Origin of the sequence: Frigoribacterium sp. NBH87 (genome assembly GCF_014217665.1) — a bacterium.
Classification (GTDB): Bacteria; Actinomycetota; Actinomycetes; order Actinomycetales; family Microbacteriaceae; genus Frigoribacterium; species Frigoribacterium endophyticum.
Map to the genome: position 1 here is coordinate 506644 of NZ_CP043650.1, position 15193 is coordinate 521836.

The 15193-nt window shown below is 71.6% G+C and carries 15 protein-coding genes; 2 read left to right on the plus strand and 13 right to left on the minus strand.

Annotation, left to right across the window (positions count from 1 at the left end; all coding sequences use genetic code 11):
* Positions 1-182: 182 nt before the first annotated feature.
* Together erpA and F1C15_RS02405 are read right to left on the minus strand one after the other, a co-directional pair.
* On the minus strand, positions 183-566 hold the full coding sequence (gene erpA, locus F1C15_RS02400) for an iron-sulfur cluster insertion protein ErpA (protein ID WP_056055034.1): 384 nt from the start codon (positions 564-566) through the stop codon (positions 183-185).
* A gap of 108 nt (positions 567-674) precedes the next feature.
* Positions 675-2090 (minus strand): dipeptidase, encoded by a 1416-nt coding sequence (locus F1C15_RS02405; protein WP_185232741.1) that lies wholly within the window; start codon positions 2088-2090, stop codon positions 675-677.
* A 39-nt stretch (positions 2091-2129) separates the two neighbouring features.
* Here F1C15_RS02405 and F1C15_RS02410 point away from each other — a divergent pair, with 39 nt between their 5' ends.
* Complete coding sequence (locus tag F1C15_RS02410) at positions 2130-2708, plus strand: DUF3043 domain-containing protein (protein WP_255465433.1); 579 nt, start codon at positions 2130-2132, stop codon at positions 2706-2708.
* 100 nt (positions 2709-2808) lie between these two features.
* Here the strand turns inward: F1C15_RS02410 and F1C15_RS02415 are convergent, their stop codons facing one another.
* From F1C15_RS02415 to hisD, 3 genes are all read right to left on the minus strand, one after another.
* Positions 2809-3852, minus strand: coding sequence for a quinone-dependent dihydroorotate dehydrogenase (locus F1C15_RS02415; RefSeq protein ID WP_185232745.1), 1044 nt, complete (start codon positions 3850-3852; stop codon positions 2809-2811).
* Complete coding sequence (gene nrdR / locus F1C15_RS02420; protein ID WP_056055048.1) at positions 3849-4331, minus strand: transcriptional regulator NrdR; 483 nt, start codon at positions 4329-4331, stop codon at positions 3849-3851. The genes F1C15_RS02415 and nrdR overlap by 4 nt, the downstream gene beginning before the upstream one ends.
* Positions 4332-4397: 66 nt before the next feature.
* Positions 4398-5708 (minus strand): histidinol dehydrogenase, encoded by a 1311-nt coding sequence (gene hisD, locus F1C15_RS02425; RefSeq protein ID WP_056055051.1) that lies wholly within the window; start codon positions 5706-5708, stop codon positions 4398-4400.
* 71 nt (positions 5709-5779) lie between these two features.
* On the opposite strand from hisD, the gene F1C15_RS02430 reads away from it, so the two are divergent.
* On the plus strand, positions 5780-6298 hold the full coding sequence (locus F1C15_RS02430) for a flavin reductase family protein (RefSeq protein WP_056055055.1): 519 nt from the start codon (positions 5780-5782) through the stop codon (positions 6296-6298).
* A 6-nt stretch (positions 6299-6304) separates the two neighbouring features.
* Here F1C15_RS02430 and dnaE read toward each other — a convergent pair whose 3' ends face one another.
* The 8 genes from dnaE to ftsZ all read right to left on the minus strand — a co-directional run bounded on the left by dnaE (position 6305) and on the right by ftsZ (position 15191).
* Complete coding sequence (gene dnaE / locus F1C15_RS02435) at positions 6305-9769, minus strand: DNA polymerase III subunit alpha (RefSeq protein ID WP_185233991.1); 3465 nt, start codon at positions 9767-9769, stop codon at positions 6305-6307.
* Positions 9770-9867: 98 nt separating this feature from the next.
* Complete coding sequence (locus tag F1C15_RS02440; protein WP_056055058.1) at positions 9868-10791, minus strand: RluA family pseudouridine synthase; 924 nt, start codon at positions 10789-10791, stop codon at positions 9868-9870.
* Positions 10788-11408, minus strand: coding sequence for a signal peptidase II (lspA, locus tag F1C15_RS02445; protein ID WP_197981077.1), 621 nt, complete (start codon positions 11406-11408; stop codon positions 10788-10790). Before lspA ends, F1C15_RS02440 begins: the two co-directional genes overlap by 4 nt.
* Before the next feature lie 4 nt (positions 11409-11412).
* Positions 11413-12225 carry a DivIVA domain-containing protein gene (locus tag F1C15_RS02450; RefSeq protein ID WP_185232747.1) on the minus strand — a complete coding sequence of 271 codons (813 nt, stop codon included), beginning with the start codon at positions 12223-12225 and terminating at the stop codon, positions 11413-11415.
* 160 nt (positions 12226-12385) lie between these two features.
* A complete protein-coding gene (locus F1C15_RS02455) occupies positions 12386-12676 on the minus strand; it encodes a YggT family protein (RefSeq protein WP_056055064.1) in 291 nt (96 codons plus the stop codon).
* A 78-nt stretch (positions 12677-12754) separates the two neighbouring features.
* On the minus strand, positions 12755-13291 hold the full coding sequence (locus tag F1C15_RS02460) for a cell division protein SepF (protein WP_056055069.1): 537 nt from the start codon (positions 13289-13291) through the stop codon (positions 12755-12757).
* 38 nt (positions 13292-13329) lie between these two features.
* Complete coding sequence (locus tag F1C15_RS02465) at positions 13330-14028, minus strand: YggS family pyridoxal phosphate-dependent enzyme (RefSeq protein ID WP_185232749.1); 699 nt, start codon at positions 14026-14028, stop codon at positions 13330-13332.
* Positions 14028-15191, minus strand: a complete 1164-nt coding sequence (ftsZ, locus tag F1C15_RS02470) for a cell division protein FtsZ (protein WP_056055076.1) — start codon at positions 15189-15191, stop codon at positions 14028-14030. The genes F1C15_RS02465 and ftsZ overlap by 1 nt, the downstream gene beginning before the upstream one ends.
* Between the last annotated feature and the right edge of the window lie 2 nt (positions 15192-15193).

The window sequence follows — 15193 nt, forward strand, 5'->3', positions numbered from 1 at the left end:
ACGGGACTTCCCTAGCCTACTCGCAGGTTGCACCGTCGATCGAACGCAGCACGCCGTTCGTTCGACATCGAGACGGGAGCCCTGCTCACGGACGACGACGGGGACCGCCCCGGACGGGGCGATCCCCGAGATCGCGGTGCTGATGGTGGCCCGGACCGGCAGCCCGGTCGGGCGGGAGCGACCTAGTGGAAGCTGTCGCCGCAGGCGCAGCTGCCCTGGGCGTTGGGGTTGTCGATCGTGAAGCCCTGCTTCTGGATGGTGTCCTCGAAGTCGATGGCGGCACCGTCGAGGTAGGGCACGCTCATCTTGTCGACGACGACCTCGACGCCGTCGTAGTCGACGGTCGCGTCGTTCTCGAGCAGTCGCTCGTCGAAGTACAGCTGGTAGATGAGCCCCGAGCAGCCGCCGGGCTGGACGGCGACCCGGAGGCGCAGGTCGTCGCGCCCCTCCTGCATCAGGAGGCTGCGGACCTTGTCGGCCGCGGTGGAGGTCAGCTGGACGCCGTGGGCGGCGGCCTCGGCCGTGCTGGCCGTCTCGACGGGGGCGGTGGTCGCGGTGTCGGTCATGGTGTCTCCGTTCGGGCGGTGGGAGTGTCGGACACTCGTCGTCTACCAGTGTAAGCAGCACTCCCCTGGTTTTGTTCCTCGTACGGCGGACGACCAGGGAGGCGGGCCTCAGCCCCGGGCGTCGAGGCGCGCCAGCAGGATGGCCTCGCTGAGGACGGCCCGGTGCAGCACGCCGAGGTGCTGCGACTCGTTCGGGCTGTGGGCGCGCGTGTCGGGGTCCTCCACGCCGGTCACGAGGATCTGCGCCGCGGGGAAGGTCCGCACGAGGTCGGCGATGAAGGGGATGGAGCCGCCGATGCCGGTCTGGAGCGGCGCCTCGCCCCAGCCCTCGGTCATCGCCACGGTCGCGTCGGCGATGGCCCAGCCGGTGGTGTCGACCAGGAAGGGGTCGCCCTTGTCGACGTCGGTGATCTCGACGTGCGCCCCGAACGGCGCGCGCCCGAGCACGTGCGCCTCGAGCGCCTCGTAGGCGGAGTCCGCCGTCTGGCCGGGGGCGATGCGCGCGCTGACGCGGACGGAGACCTCGGGCAGGAGCGTGTTCGACGCGTTCGCCACCGACGGGGCGTCGATGCCGGTCACGGTGATGGAGGGCTGCGACCAGACGCGGCTGAGGAGGGGGCCCGTGCCGATCGGGGCGACCCCGTCGAGGAGGCCCGACTCCTCACGCAGGGTCTCCTCGGTCTGCTCGGGGTGCTCGGCGTCACGGCTCTCCAGACCCGCGACCGCGACGCTGCCGACCTCGTCGTGGAACGTGCCCAGGAGGCGGACCATGGCCATCATGGCGTCCGGCACCGCGCCTCCCAGCATCCCGGAGTGCGAGGCGTGGGCCAGCGTGCGGACGGTGAGGCGGAAGGTCACGTTGCCGCGGAGGCCGACCGTGATGGCCGGGACCGTCGTGCTCCAGTTGTCGGAGTCGGCCACGACGATGACGTCCGCCTCGAGGTCGTCGTGGTGCTGACGGAGGAAGTCGGCGAACGAGCGGGAGCCGAACTCCTCCTCGCCCTCGATGAAGAGGGCGACGCCGACCCCGAGGTCGTCGCCGAGCACCTCGTGGACGGCCCGGAGCGCGGCGACGTGGGTCATGACCCCGGCCTTGTCGTCGGAGGCGCCCCGCCCGTACAGCCGGTCGCCCTTGAGGGTGGGCTCGAAGGGCGGGGTCTCCCAGTCCGCGTCGTCGCCCGGGGGCTGGACGTCGTGGTGCGCGTAGAGCAGGACGGTCGGCTTGCCCTCGCGCGCCGCACGACGGGCCAGGACGGCGGGCTGCCCCGTCGTGCCGGAGTCGCCGATCGGAGCGCTGCTGACCCGGACCTCGTCGAAGAGGCCGGTGCTCCGCACGAGCTCGGCGACGGCGTCGGCGCTGGCGGCGACGTGCGACGGGTCGTAGGCGTCCCACGAGACCGAGGGGATCCGCACGAGCGAGCTCAGGTCGGCGATGGTCCGGGGCAGGCCGCCCTGCACGGCCTCCGCGAGTTCGCTGACAGTGCGGGGGTCGGTCGGGGAGACGGGATGCTGCGAGACGGTCATGCAGGTAATCTTAGGAACTCGACGAGACCCGAGGACACCGTGGCGAAGGCATCAGACAAGACCATCACGACGACGCAGGTCGCCGACCCCGAGTCGACGACGGCGGGCAAGGGCCGCCCCACCCCGTCGCGTCGCGAGCGGGAGCAGGCCAACGTCCGCCCCCTCGTGGCCAAGGGCAAGGAGGCGCAGAAAGCCCAGCGAGCCCGCCTGGCCGAGCAGCGCGACCGGGCCCGGATCGGCCTCGCCAACGGCGAGGAGAAGTTCCTCCCCGTCCGCGACAAGGGGCCGCAGCGCCGCTTCATCCGCGACTACGTGGACGCCCGGTACAGCGTCGGCGAGGCGATGATCCCGCTCATGGTGCTCGTCATCTTTATGAGCCTCGTCAACGTCACCGCCGTCCAGGCGGCCACCCTGTTCGTCCTCTGGGGCTTCTTCATCGTCGCGATCGTCGACTGCCTCGTCGCCGGCCACCTGGTCACGAAGAAGCTCACGGCGAAGTTCGGCGCCGACGCCGTCCAGAAGGGCAACCGCTGGTACGCCGCGATGCGCTGCATGCAGCTCAAGCCCATGCGCCTGCCGAAGCCGCAGGTGAAGCGCCGGGAGTTCCCCGTCCTCTGAGACGGGCCCGCGCCTCCTCGGGGGCGCCTGGACCACGACGACGCCCCGTTCCTCTCGAGGAGCGGGGCGTCGTCGTGTCGCCGGGGCGGGCGCCCCCGCGTCAGCCTCGGCGTCGGAGCGCCCGGAGGCCGCGGTTGACCTGGCGGGCCCAGAGCGGACCGCGGTACAGGAACGCCGTGTAGCCCTGCACGAGGGTCGCACCGGCCCGGAGGCGGTCAGCCACGTCGCGCGCCGTGCTGACGCCGCCGACCGAGATGACGCAGACCTCGGCGGGGAGCACCTCACGGAGCAGGCGGAGCACCTCCAGGGACCGCGCCGCCAGCGGCGCGCCGGAGACTCCCCCGGCGCCCGCGGCCTCGACCACGGACCCCGGCGTCGTGAGCCCCTCGCGGGACAGGGTCGTGTTGGTGGCGATGACGCCGGCGAGCCCGAGCTCGGTGACGAGCCCGCCGATGCGACGGACGCCGTCGTCGTCGAGGTCCGGGGCGATCTTGACGAGGACCGGCGTCCGGCCCGCGGCGTCGCGCACGGCGCTGAGCAGCGGCGAGAGCCGGTCGAGCTCCTGGAGGCCGCGGAGGCCGGGCGTGTTCGGCGAGCTGACGTTCACGGCGAGGTAGTCGGCCAGGGGCGCGAGGAGGCGCGTGCTGACCAGGTAGTCGTCGACGGCGTCGTCGACGTCGACCACCCGGCTCTTGCCGATGTTGACGCCCACCACGGGGCGGACGGCGGCACGGCGGGCCCGCGTGAGCTCCTCGGCGGCCTGCTCCGCGCCTCCGTTGTTGAAGCCCATGCGGTTGACGACCGCCTCGTCGGGCACGAGCCGGAAGAGACGCGGGCGCTCGTTGCCGGGCTGTGCCCGCGCGGTGATCGTGCCGACCTCCACGTGGCCGAAGCCCAGGGCACCGAGGCCGGCGATGCCCCGCGCGTCCTTGTCGAAGCCGGCCGCCACGCCGAACGGCGACGCGAACCGGAGCCCGAGCGCCTCGACGGCGAGCGAGGGGTGGGGAGCCGTGAACCGCCGCACCACGGGCGCGAGGCCGAGGCGCGGCACGGCACGGATGACGCGGAAGGCGAGGTGGTGGGCGTCCTCCGGGTCCATGCGCGCGAACACCACGTCGAAGAGGACCCGGTACGGCGTCCTCATTCGTCCACCGACCGGGCCGGACGCGGACGCGAGGCGTGCTCGGACCGGAGCTGCGAGATCGACGCCTCGAAGTCGTCGAGGGAGTCGAAGGCCTGGTAGACGCTCGCGAACCGGAGGTACGCGACCTCGTCGAGCTCGCGCAGCGGCGGCAGGATGGCGAGGCCGATGTCGTTCGCCTCGATCTGGGACGTGCCGGAGGCCCGGACGGCCTCTTCCACCTTCTGGGCCAGCAGGGCGAGGTCGCCGTCGGTCACCGGTCGCCCCTGACAGGCCTTCCGCACGCCCGAGATGATCTTCTCCCGGCTGAAGGACTCGAGCACGCCGTTGCGCTTGACGACGTTCAGGCTCGCCGTCTCGGTGGTGCTGAACCGTCGACCGCAGTTCGGGCACTGGCGTCGGCGGCGGATCGAGGTGCCGTCGTCGCTCGTGCGCGAGTCGACGACGCGGGAATCGGGGTGGCGGCAGAAGGGGCAGAACATGGTGCCCTCAGCGTACTGGCAGCGGGGACGGCCGACGGCGGAGCGACGGCGAGGGCGGTGACGGCCCTAGGGCCGCGAGAGGCGGGCCGCGACGGCCTCGCCGTGCGCCGGCAGGAGCTCCGCCCGCGACAGGGCGACGAGCCGGTCGGCGACCTCGGCGAGGGCGTGCGGCTCGTAGCGGACGATCTGCTGGGGCCGCAAGAACGTGTAGGCGCCGAGGCCGGACGAGAAGCGGGACTGGCCGCTGGTCGGGAGGACGTGGTTCGAGCCCGCGAGGTAGTCGCCGAGGCTGACGGGCGTGCTCGCGCCGACGAAGACGGCCCCGGCGCTCGTGATGCGCGCCAGGACGGCGTCGTCGTCGGCCGTCTGGATCTCGAGGTGCTCGGGCCCGTACGCGTTGCTGAAGTCGGTCGCAGCGGTCATGTCGTCGACGAGGACGATGGCCGACTGGCGGCCGTCGAGGGCGGTCTGCACCCGGTCGGCGCTCAGGGTGCGCGGGACGAGGCGCTCGAGCTCCGCCACGACCGCGTCGGCCAGCTCGGGCGAGTCGGTGACGAGCACGGCGGAGGCCACCTCGTCGTGCTCCGCCTGGCTGATGAGGTCGACCGCGACGAGCGTGGCGTCGGCGCTGGAGTCGGCGATCACGAGGATCTCGGTGGCGCCCGCGACCGCGTCGATCCCGACCTGCCCACGGACGTGCTGCTTGGCCGCCGCGACGAAGTTGTTGCCCGGCCCGGTGATGACCTGGACCGGCTCGAGGCCGATCTCGGGCACGCCGTAGGCGAGGGCCCCGACGGCGCCGGCCCCGCCGACGGCGTAGACCTCGTCGATGCCCAGGAGCCCGGCGGCCCCGAGGATGACGGGGTGCACCCCTCCCCCGTGCTCGCGCTGCGCCGGCGAGACCAGGGCGATCGACCGCACGCCGGCGACCTGGGCGGGGACGACGTTCATGACGACGCTCGACGGGTAGACGGCCTTGCCGCCGGGAACGTAGACCCCGGCGCGGTCGACCGGCTGCCAGCGCTGCTCGATGACCGCGCCGTCGGCGGGGCGGGTGACGCTGCCGGACGGCACCTGGGCCCGGCTGGCCTCGGTCACGCGGACGATCGACTCCTCGAGGGCGGCGCGGACGAGCGGGTCGAGCGCGTCGACCGCGGCGCGGACCGCCTCGACGGGCACCCGGAGCTGCTCGGTGCGGACGCCGTCGAACCGCTGGGCCTGGTCGCGGAGCGCGGCGGCCCCCCGCTCGCGGACGTCGAGGACGAGCTGCGCCGCCGACTCGGCGGCGGCGCTGACGTCGACGTGCGAGCGGGGCACGAGGGCGAGGAGGTCGGCGTGGGTAGGCTCGAGGCCCCGGAGGTCTGTGGTCTGGATCATGGCCCGGCCAGCCTAGTCACCCGCGCACGGCGGTGGCCCGGCCCGGGCAGACCCGCAGGAGGACCTCCCCCATGACCGACCAGCCCGTCCCCGAGCCCCCCGTCTCGCACGACCTCGACGCCTTCAAGCAGGCGTTCCGTCGACACGCCGCCGGGGTGGCCATCGTGACCGCGCGCGACGCGGGCGGCTCGCCCGTCGGCTTCACCGCGACGTCGCTGGCCTCCCTCGCCGCGGTGCCGCCCCTCGCGACCTTCAACATGGCGCGGACCGCGAGCTCCTGGCCCGCCGTCGCGGAGACGGACCACGTCATCGTCCACCTCCTGGGGCTGCGCAACCGCGACCTGGCGGCGAAGATGGCCGGCCCCGCCGCCGAGCGCTTCGTCGGCGACCACTGGGAGGAGGGACCTCACGGGCTGCCCCTGCTCCGCGGGGTGACGGCCTGGATGTCGGGCCGGGTCGTCGAGCGCTTCCCCGTCGCCGCCAACGCCGTCGTCGTCGTCCAGGTGGAGCAGGGCGACGTCGGGGTGGACGACGATGCCCTGCTCTACCACGACCGCCGGTACCTGCGGCCCCTGCACCTGGACGAGTAGCCGGAGCTAGACCAGGCAGCCAGGGCCGAGGAGGCTCTTCAGCTCGCCGAAGAGGTCGGCGGTCACGTCGACCGGCATCGGGATCTCGAACATGCGGGCGAGGTCGCCCTTCACCAGGCGGAGGCGGACCTCGGTCGAGCCGGAGTGCCGACCGAGGACGGCCGCGAGCTCCGTCACGGTGTCGGTCGTGGCCCGGTGCTCGGGCATCTGCAGGACGAGCGGGCCCTGGTTCACGCCGACCCCGAGATCCGGCGTGAACATGCTCGCCGCGTGCATGTTCATGCCGTCGTCACGCACGCTCACGCGGCCCTTGAGCACGATGATCGAGTCGCCGACCAACGACGGCCCGAACTCCTGGTACGTCTTGCCGAGGAACATCGCGGAGATCTCGCCGCCGAAGTCCTCGACGGTGATGATGCCGTACGGGTTGCCGGAGTTGCGGGCCACGCGGTGCTGGACGCTCGTGATGAGCCCTGCGATGGTCACGGTCTCGCCGTCGATCGTGGCGGGGTCGCTCGACAGCACGTCGGTGACGGTGGTGCTGGCGTGCTTGGCCAGCGGCAGCTCCAGGCCGGCGAGGGGGTGGTCCGACACGTAGAGGCCGAGCATGTCGCGCTCGAAGGCGAGCTTGTCGCGCTTGGTCCACTCCGGGCGCTCGGGCACGTGCTGCACGTCCTGCGGCTCGTCCCACAGGGAGTCGAAGTCGAAGCCGACCTGGCCGTTCGCCTCGGCCCGCTTCTCGCTGACGGCGGCCTCGACCGCGGACTCGTGGATCTCGACGAGCGCACGGCGGGTCGACCCGAGGCTGTCGAAGGCCCCGGCCTTGACGAGGGACTCCACCGTGCGCTTGTTCGCGACGGGCAGCGGGACCTTGCGCAGGAAGTCGTGGAACGACGAGAAGGCGCCCTCCTTCTGCCGCGCTGCGATGACGTGGTCGACGACGTTGAAGCCGACGTTGCGGACGGCGCCCATGCCGAAGCGGATGTCGTCGCCGACGGCGGCGAAGAACCCGATCGACTCGTTGACGTCGGGAGGCAGCACCTTGATGCCCATGCGTCGGCACTCGTTGAGGTACAGGCCGAGCTTGTCGCGGGAGTCGCCGGTCGAGGTGAGCAGGGCGGCCATGTACTCGGCGGGGTAGTGCGCCTTGAGGTAGGCCGTCCAGTACGAGACGACGCCGTAGGCCGCCGAGTGGGCCTTGTTGAAGGCGTAGTCGGAGAACGGCAGCAGGATGTCCCAGAGCATCTTCACGGCGTCGGGCGAGAAGCCGTTGTCGAACATGCCCTGCTCGAACCCGGCGTACTGCTTGTCGAGCTCCGACTTCTTCTTCTTGCCCATCGCGCGGCGGAGGATGTCCGCCTGGCCGAGGGAGAACCCGGCGACCTTCTGCGCGATCGCCATCACCTGCTCCTGGTAGATGATCAGGCCGTAGCTCGTCGAGAGGATCTCCTTCAGGGGCTCCTCGAGCTCGGGGTGGATCGGTGTGATCTCCTGCGCGCCGTTCTTCCGCAGCGCGTAGTTGGTGTGCGAGTTCGCGCCCATGGGCCCCGGGCGGTAAAGCGCGATGACGGCCGAGATGTCCTCGAAGTTGTCGGGCTTCATCAGCCGGAGCAGCCCCCGCATGGGGCCGCCGTCGAGCTGGAACACGCCGAGCGTGTCGCCGCGGCCCAGGAGGTCGTAGGCCGCGCGGTCGTCGAGCTCGAGGTCCTCCAGGACGAGGTCGAAGCCGCGGTTCGTCCGGATGTTGTCGAGGGCGTCGTTGATGATCGTGAGGTTTCGGAGCCCCAGGAAGTCCATCTTGATCAGCCCGAGCGACTCACAGGCCGGGTAGTCGAACTGCGTGACGATCTGGCCGTCCTGCTCGCGCTTCATGATCGGGATGATGTCGATCAGCGGGTCGCTCGACATGATGACGCCCGCGGCGTGCACGCCCCACTGGCGCTTCAGCCCCTCGAGCCCCAGCGCGGTGTCGAAGACCGTGCGGGCCTCGGGGTCGGTCTCCACGACCGTCCGGATGTCGCCCGCCTCCTTGTAGCGGTCGTGCTGCTTGTCGAAGATCCCCGTGAGCGGGATGTCCTTGCCCATGACGGCGGGCGGCATCGCCTTGGTGAGCTTCTCGCCCATGCCGAAGGGGAAGCCGAGCACTCGACTGCTGTCTTTCAGGGCCTGCTTCGCCTTGATCGTTCCGTAGGTGACGATCTGCGCGACGCGCTCGTCGCCGTACTTCTCCGTCACGTACTGGATGACCTCGCCCCGGCGACGGTCGTCGAAGTCGACGTCGAAGTCGGGCATCGAGACGCGGTCCGGGTTGAGGAAGCGCTCGAAGATGAGGCCGTGACGGAGCGGGTCGAGGTCGGTGATGCGCATGGCGTAGGCGGCCATCGAGCCGGCGCCCGACCCACGGCCGGGGCCCACCCGGATGCCGTTCTCCTTGGACCAGTTGATGAAGTCGGCGACGACGAGGAAGTACCCGGGGAACCCCATGCCCGTGATGACGCCGATCTCGTACTCGGCCTGCTTGCGCACGTCGTCGGGGATGCCCGCGGGGTAGCGGTACACCAGGCCCTTCTCGACCTCCTTGATGAACCAGGTCTCTTCGGTCTCGCCCTCCGGCACGGGGTACCTCGGCATGTAGTTCGCCGAGGTGTTGAACTGGACGTCGCACCGCTCGGCGATGAGCAGGGTGTTGTCACAGGCCTCCGGGTGGTCGCGGAAGAGGTGGCGCATCTGCTGCGCGGACTTCAGGTAGAACTCGTCGGCGTCGAACTTGAAGCGGTTGGGGTCGTTCAGCGTCGAGCCGGACTGGACGCAGAGCAGCGCGGCGTGGCTGGTCGCGTCGTGCTCGTGCGTGTAGTGCAGGTCGTTCGTGGCGACGAGGGGCAGACCGAGGTCCTTCGCGAGGCGCAGCAGGTCGCCCATGATCTGCCGCTCGATGCCGAGGCCGTGGTCCATGATCTCGGCGAAGTAGTTCTCGCGGCCGAAGATGTCGCGGAAGTCAGCCGCGGCCTTCACCGCCTCGTCGTACTGGCCGAGGCGGAGGCGCGTCTGCACCTCGCCGCTCGGGCAGCCCGTCGTCGCGATGAGGCCCTCGGAGTACTGGGAGAGCAGCTCGCGGTCCATGCGCGGCTTGAAGTAGTAGCCCTCGAGCGATGCCCGGGACGACAGCCGGAACAGGTTGTGCATGCCGGTCGTGTTCTCGGAGAGCAACGTCATGTGCGTGTACGCACCGGCGCCGGAGACGTCGTCACGCCCGCCGTCGCCCCAGCGCACGCGCGTCTTGTCGCCGCGGTGCGTGCCGGGCGTGATGTAGGCCTCGGTGCCGATGATCGGCTTCACGCCCGCCTCGGTCGCGGTCTTCCAGAAGTCGTACGCCCCGAACACGTTGCCGTGGTCGGTGACCGCGACGGCCGGCATGCCCTGGGCCGCGGCCTCCGTGATGAGCGGCTTGACCCTCGCCGCCCCGTCGAGCATCGAGTACTCGCTGTGCACGTGCAGATGGACGAATGAGTCTTCGTTCGAGGCCACTCGGCTCCCCGTCTCCTGGTGTTCCTGACTACTGGAGGAACAGCCTAACCGGCACGGAGGACATCGAGCGCGTGCTGCAGGTCGGCCGGGTAGGTCGACCGGTAGACCACGGGCTCACCCGTGCCGGGGTGCCGGAACCCGAGCTGGACGGCGTGCAGCCACTGCCGCGTGAGGCCGAGCTTGGCGGAGAGCGTCGGGTCCGCCCCGTAGGTGGCGTCGCCGACGCAGGGGTGCCGCTGGGCGGCCATGTGGACGCGGATCTGGTGCGTGCGACCTGTCTCGAGGTGGATCTCGAGGAGGGACGCGGAGGGGAAGGCCTCCACGGTCTCGTAGTGGGTGACCGACGGCTTGCCGTCGACCACGACGGCGAACTTCCAGTCCGACGACGGGTGACGCCCGATGGGCGCGTCGACCGTGCCGGTCAGGGGGTCGGGGTGCCCCTGCACGACCGCGTTGTAGATCTTCTCCACGGTGCGTTCGCGGAACGCCTGCTTCAGCTCGGCGTAGGCGCGTTCGGTCTTCGCGACGACCATGAGCCCGCTCGTGCCGACGTCGAGGCGGTGGACGATGCCCGCACGCTCGGCCGCGCCCGAGGTGGCCACGGTGAAGCCCGCGGCGGCGAGGCCGCCCAGCACGGTCGGCCCCGTCCAGCCCACGGACGGGTGCGCGGCGACGCCCACGGGCTTGTCGACGACGACGATCTCGTCGTCGTCGTGCACGATGCCGAGCCCGGGCACGTCGACCGGGACGACGGACGGCGCCTCCTTCGGGGCCCACGAGACCTCGAGCCACGCGCCGGCCTCGAGGCGGTCGGACTTGCCGACGGTGCGGCCGTCCACCTCCACGCCGCCGCTCGAGGCGACCTCGGCGGCGAAGGTCCGGCTGAAGCCGAGGAGCTTGGCGAGGGCGGCGTCGACGCGCTCACCCGCGAGGCCGTCGGGGACGGGCAGGGACCGCTGCTCGCTCATCGGGGCTCCGTCGTCGGGGTGGCCGCGACGTCGGCGTCGCCCGGGGAGGCGGTGGCCTGGCCCTCGACGGCGCGGTCGTCGGCCTCGGTGTGGCCCCCGCGCGGCGTCCGGCTGCCGTCGAGGCCGACGCCGAGCAGCGTCAGGAGGACGAGGAGGCCCATGCTGGAGACGATGAAGATGTCGGCGACGTTGAAGATCGCCGGCAGCAGCTTCGGGAAGTACAGGAAGTCGACGACGTGCCCCTGCCCGAACGACGGCTCCCGGAAGAGCCGGTCGGTGAGGTTGCCGAGGGTGCCGCCGAGCAGCATGCCCAACATGATCGCCCAGGCCACCGACCTGATGCGCTTCGCGAAGACGACGATGGCGACGACGACGGCCGAGGCGGCGAGGGAGAAGACCCACGTCGTGCCGCTGGCCAGGGAGAACGCCGCGCCGGGGTTCTTGACGAAGAGGAGCTGGAAGAAGGAGCCGAGCACGTCGACCGCCCGGCCCTCGACGAGGTCACGCGTGACGAGGTGCTTGGTGCCCTGGTCGAGGGCGTAGGCCACGACAGCGACGAAGGCCAGCGCCGCGATGACGCGGACGCTGACCTTCGCAGCGGGATCTCGAGGTGCCAAGACCCTAGTTGGAGCCGAAGCCCTGCGCGCTGGCGGGCTGGGGCTCAGAGGCGCCCTCGCCGTCGAGCTCGTGCAGCTGGCCCTCGATGTAGCTCTTCAGCTTCTGGCGGTAGTCGCGCTCGAAGGTGCGGAGGTCGTCGATGCGACGCTCCAGGCCCGTGCGCTCGCCGTTCAGCTGCTCGAGGACCTCGCGGCGCTTGGTCTCGGCCTCGCCCACGACCTCCCGCGAACGGGCCTCCGCGTCGGCGACGACCTCCCGCGAGCGGTTCTCGGCGTCGCCGACGAGCTCCGCGGAGCGCGCCTCGGCCTCGGCCACGACACGGGCGGCGGTCGACTGCCCCTCGGCGATGAGAGCGTCGCGCTTCTCCGCGCCTTCGCGGACGTGCTCCTCGTGGAGGCGACGTGCCAGCTGGAGCAGGCTGTTGGTGCTCTCGGTCTCGTCGGCCGACGGGCCGGCGAAGGCCGGGACGGGCGTGACCGCGGCGGGAGCCGCGGCGACCGGAGCGACGGGCTCCGGGGCTGCCACCGGCTCGGCCTTCTCGAGGACCGGCTCGGGCGCGGACGCCGGCTCGGGCACCGACGCGGGGGCCGGAGCGCTGGCGACCGGGGCCGCGACGGCGGCGTCACGCTGACCGTCGCCGGCGGCGGACTCCGCCGAGGCGAGGCGCTGGCGCAGCTCGTCGTTCTCCGCGCCCAGACGCCGGAGCTCGGCGACGACCTCGTCCAGGAAGTCGTCGACCTCGTCCTGGTCGTAGCCCTCGCGGAACTTGGTCGGCTGGAACCGCTTGTTGACTACGTCTTCCGGCGTCAAAGCCATTGCCGTCACCTCGTGAATCTGTTGGATCGTGTGATCGTGGTCTGGGTCGTGCACTACACCGTAGCGAACGATCGCCCGTCGGGACGGGGAGGGGCACCGAGGCCCCGCGGAGAGCCTACCCTCTCGGGCGGCGACGACGGGCGTCGCGCGCGGCGCCGTGTCAGATGCGGGCGAAGACGCCCATCAGGACGACGACCGCCAGCATGATGAGGCTCCAGCCGAAGTCGAGCGCGACCGAGCCGAGCCGGACCGGGGGCAGGACCTTGCGGACGGCCTTGATCGGCGGGTCGGTGACCGTGTAGGTCACCTCGGCGAGCACGAGCACGGCCCCCCGGGGCCGCCAGCCCCGGCTGAACGACTGGGCGAGGTCGAAGACGAACCTCGACCACATGAGCAGGAAGAAGACCAGGAGCGCGTAGTACACGATCGAGGAGATCAGGGAGACGATCATGGGGGTGTCATCAGCTCGCACGAGTCGGCGCGGCGGAGGCCGCGGGAGGGGGGCGGACGGCGGCTCGGCCGCACCCGGTCAGGACTGCGAGAAGAACGACGCCTCGATGTCGGACTCTACCTCAGCCTGCTCACCGCTCACTGCGATGTGGGCGGGCGACAGCAGGAACACCTTGTTCGTGACGCGCTCGATCTTGCCGAAGAGCCCCTGCGAGAGGCCGCTGGCGAAGTCGACGAGGCGACGAGCGTCGGCCTCCGTCATCTGGGAGAGGTTGATGATCACGGGGATGCCGTCGCGGAAGCTCTCGGCGATCGCCTGGGCGTCCTTGTACTCCCGGGGGTGGACGGTGAGGATCTCGTTCATGTCGTGGGGCACCGTGTTCTTCGTGGTCGGGGTCGTGGCGCGGCGGAGCGGCGTCACGGGGGCGCGAGTGGGGGTCGGGGCGGAGGCGGCGGCCGGCACGGCGACGGGGGCGACGGGCGACGGCGCGGCGGCGGGCGCGGCCGACCGTGCGGCAGGCTGGGCAGCGGCCTGCTGGGCGGGCTGCTCGTCGTACTCGAGCTCTTCGTCGGCGAGGCCCAGGTAGACCATCGTCTTGCGCAGGGGGTTGGCCATGGGGGTGTCCTCCGGATCGTGGATCGTCTAGACCGACATTAACCAGCGTCGGGCCGAGAACCCGTGATTGCCGTGCCGATGCGGAGGTGTGTCGCGCCCTCGGCGATCGCGTCGGCGAAGTCCTGCGACATCCCGGCGGAGATCTGGTCGGCGTCGGGCGCGACGGCCCGGACCCGCTCCGAGACGAGCCGGAGGCGCTCGAAGGCCGGGCGGGCCGGTGCGTCGAGCGGCGCGACGGCCATGACGCCCCGGAGCCGCAGGCCCGGGGTCGCGAGGACCCGCTCGACGAGCGCGTCCACCTCCGCCTCGGCGACGCCACCGCGACCGGGGTCGTCGGTGAGGTTGACCTGCACGAAGCCGTCCACCCACGTCCCGTCGTCCGACCCGAGCGCGTCGACGACGCTGGTGCGGTCGAGGGAGTGGACCGCCGCGGCGTAGCGCCGTGCCTGGCGGGCCTTCTTCGACTGCAGCTGGCCGACGGAGTGCCACCGGAGGCCCTCGAGGTCGGCCGTCTCCGCCGACTTGGCCTGCGCCTCCTGGTGTCGGTTCTCCCCGACGTCACGGACGCCGAGCGCGTGGAGCTCGCGCACGAGCGACGAGGGGTGGAACTTCGTCACGACGATCGTCGTGACCGAGGCCGGGTCGCGCCCGGCCGCCCGGGCCGCGTCGGAGACGCCGGAGGCGACACGGGCGAGTCGCTCGCCCGTGTCGCCTCCGTCTTCGGGGAAGCCCGTCACTACTTCAGGAAGTCGGGGACGTCGAGGTCGTCGTCGCCGTCGTCGAAGGCCGGGTCGGAGGCGCGGGTCGCCGCGGGCTCCTCCGGTCGACGCCACGAGTGCGAGTCCGAGCCGGCACCGCTGTCGGCGATGGCCGACACGCCGGGCACAGCGGCGGACGAGGAGCCCTCCGACTCGACGAAGCTCGATCGACGCTCCTTCGACTTGGCCTGCGGCTCTCCGCCGTCGAAGCCCGCCGCGATGACCGTCACGCGGACCTCGTCGCCGAGGGTGTCGTCGATGACGGCGCCGAAGATGATGTTGGCCTCGGAGTGGACGGCCTCCTGCACCAGGCGGGCCGCGTCGTTGATCTCGAAGATGCCGAGGTTCGAGCCGCCCTGGATGGAGAGCAGCACGCCGTGCGCACCGTCGATGCTGGCCTCGAGCAGCGGCGAGGCGACGGCCAGCTCGGCCGCCTTGATGGCCCGGTCGGCACCGCGCGACGAGCCGATGCCCATCAGGGCGGAGCCCGCCCCCTGCATGACCGACTTGACGTCGGCGAAGTCGAGGTTGATGAGGCCGGGGGTCGTGATCAGGTCGGTGATGCCCTGGACGCCGGCGAGGAGGACCTGGTCGGCGGTGCCGAAGGCCTCCACCATGGAGATGCCGCGCTCGGAGATCTCGAGGAGGCGGTCGTTCGGGACGACGATGAGGGTGTCGACCTCGTCCTTCAGGGCTGCGACGCCCGCCTCGGCCTGCGCCTGACGACGCTTGCCCTCGAAGCCGAAGGGCTTCGTGACGACGCCGATCGTGAGCGCGCCGATCGACTTCGCGATCCGGGCCACGACGGGTGCGCCGCCGGTGCCCGTGCCGCCGCCCTCGCCGGCCGTGACGAAGACCATGTCGGCCCCGGCCAGGGCCTCCTCGATCTCCTCCGCGTGGTCCTCCGCCGCACGGCGGCCGACCTCGGGGTCGGCGCCGGCGCCGAGGCCCCGGGTGAGCTCGCGGCCGACGTCGAGCTTGACGTCGGCGTCGCTGAGCAGGAGCGCCTGGGCGTCGGTGTTGATGGCGATGAACTCGACTCCGCGGAGCCCGAGCTCGATCATGCGGTTGACGGCGTTGACGCCACCGCCGCCGACACCGACGACCTTGATCACGGCTAGGTAGTTGTGGTTCGTTGTCACGT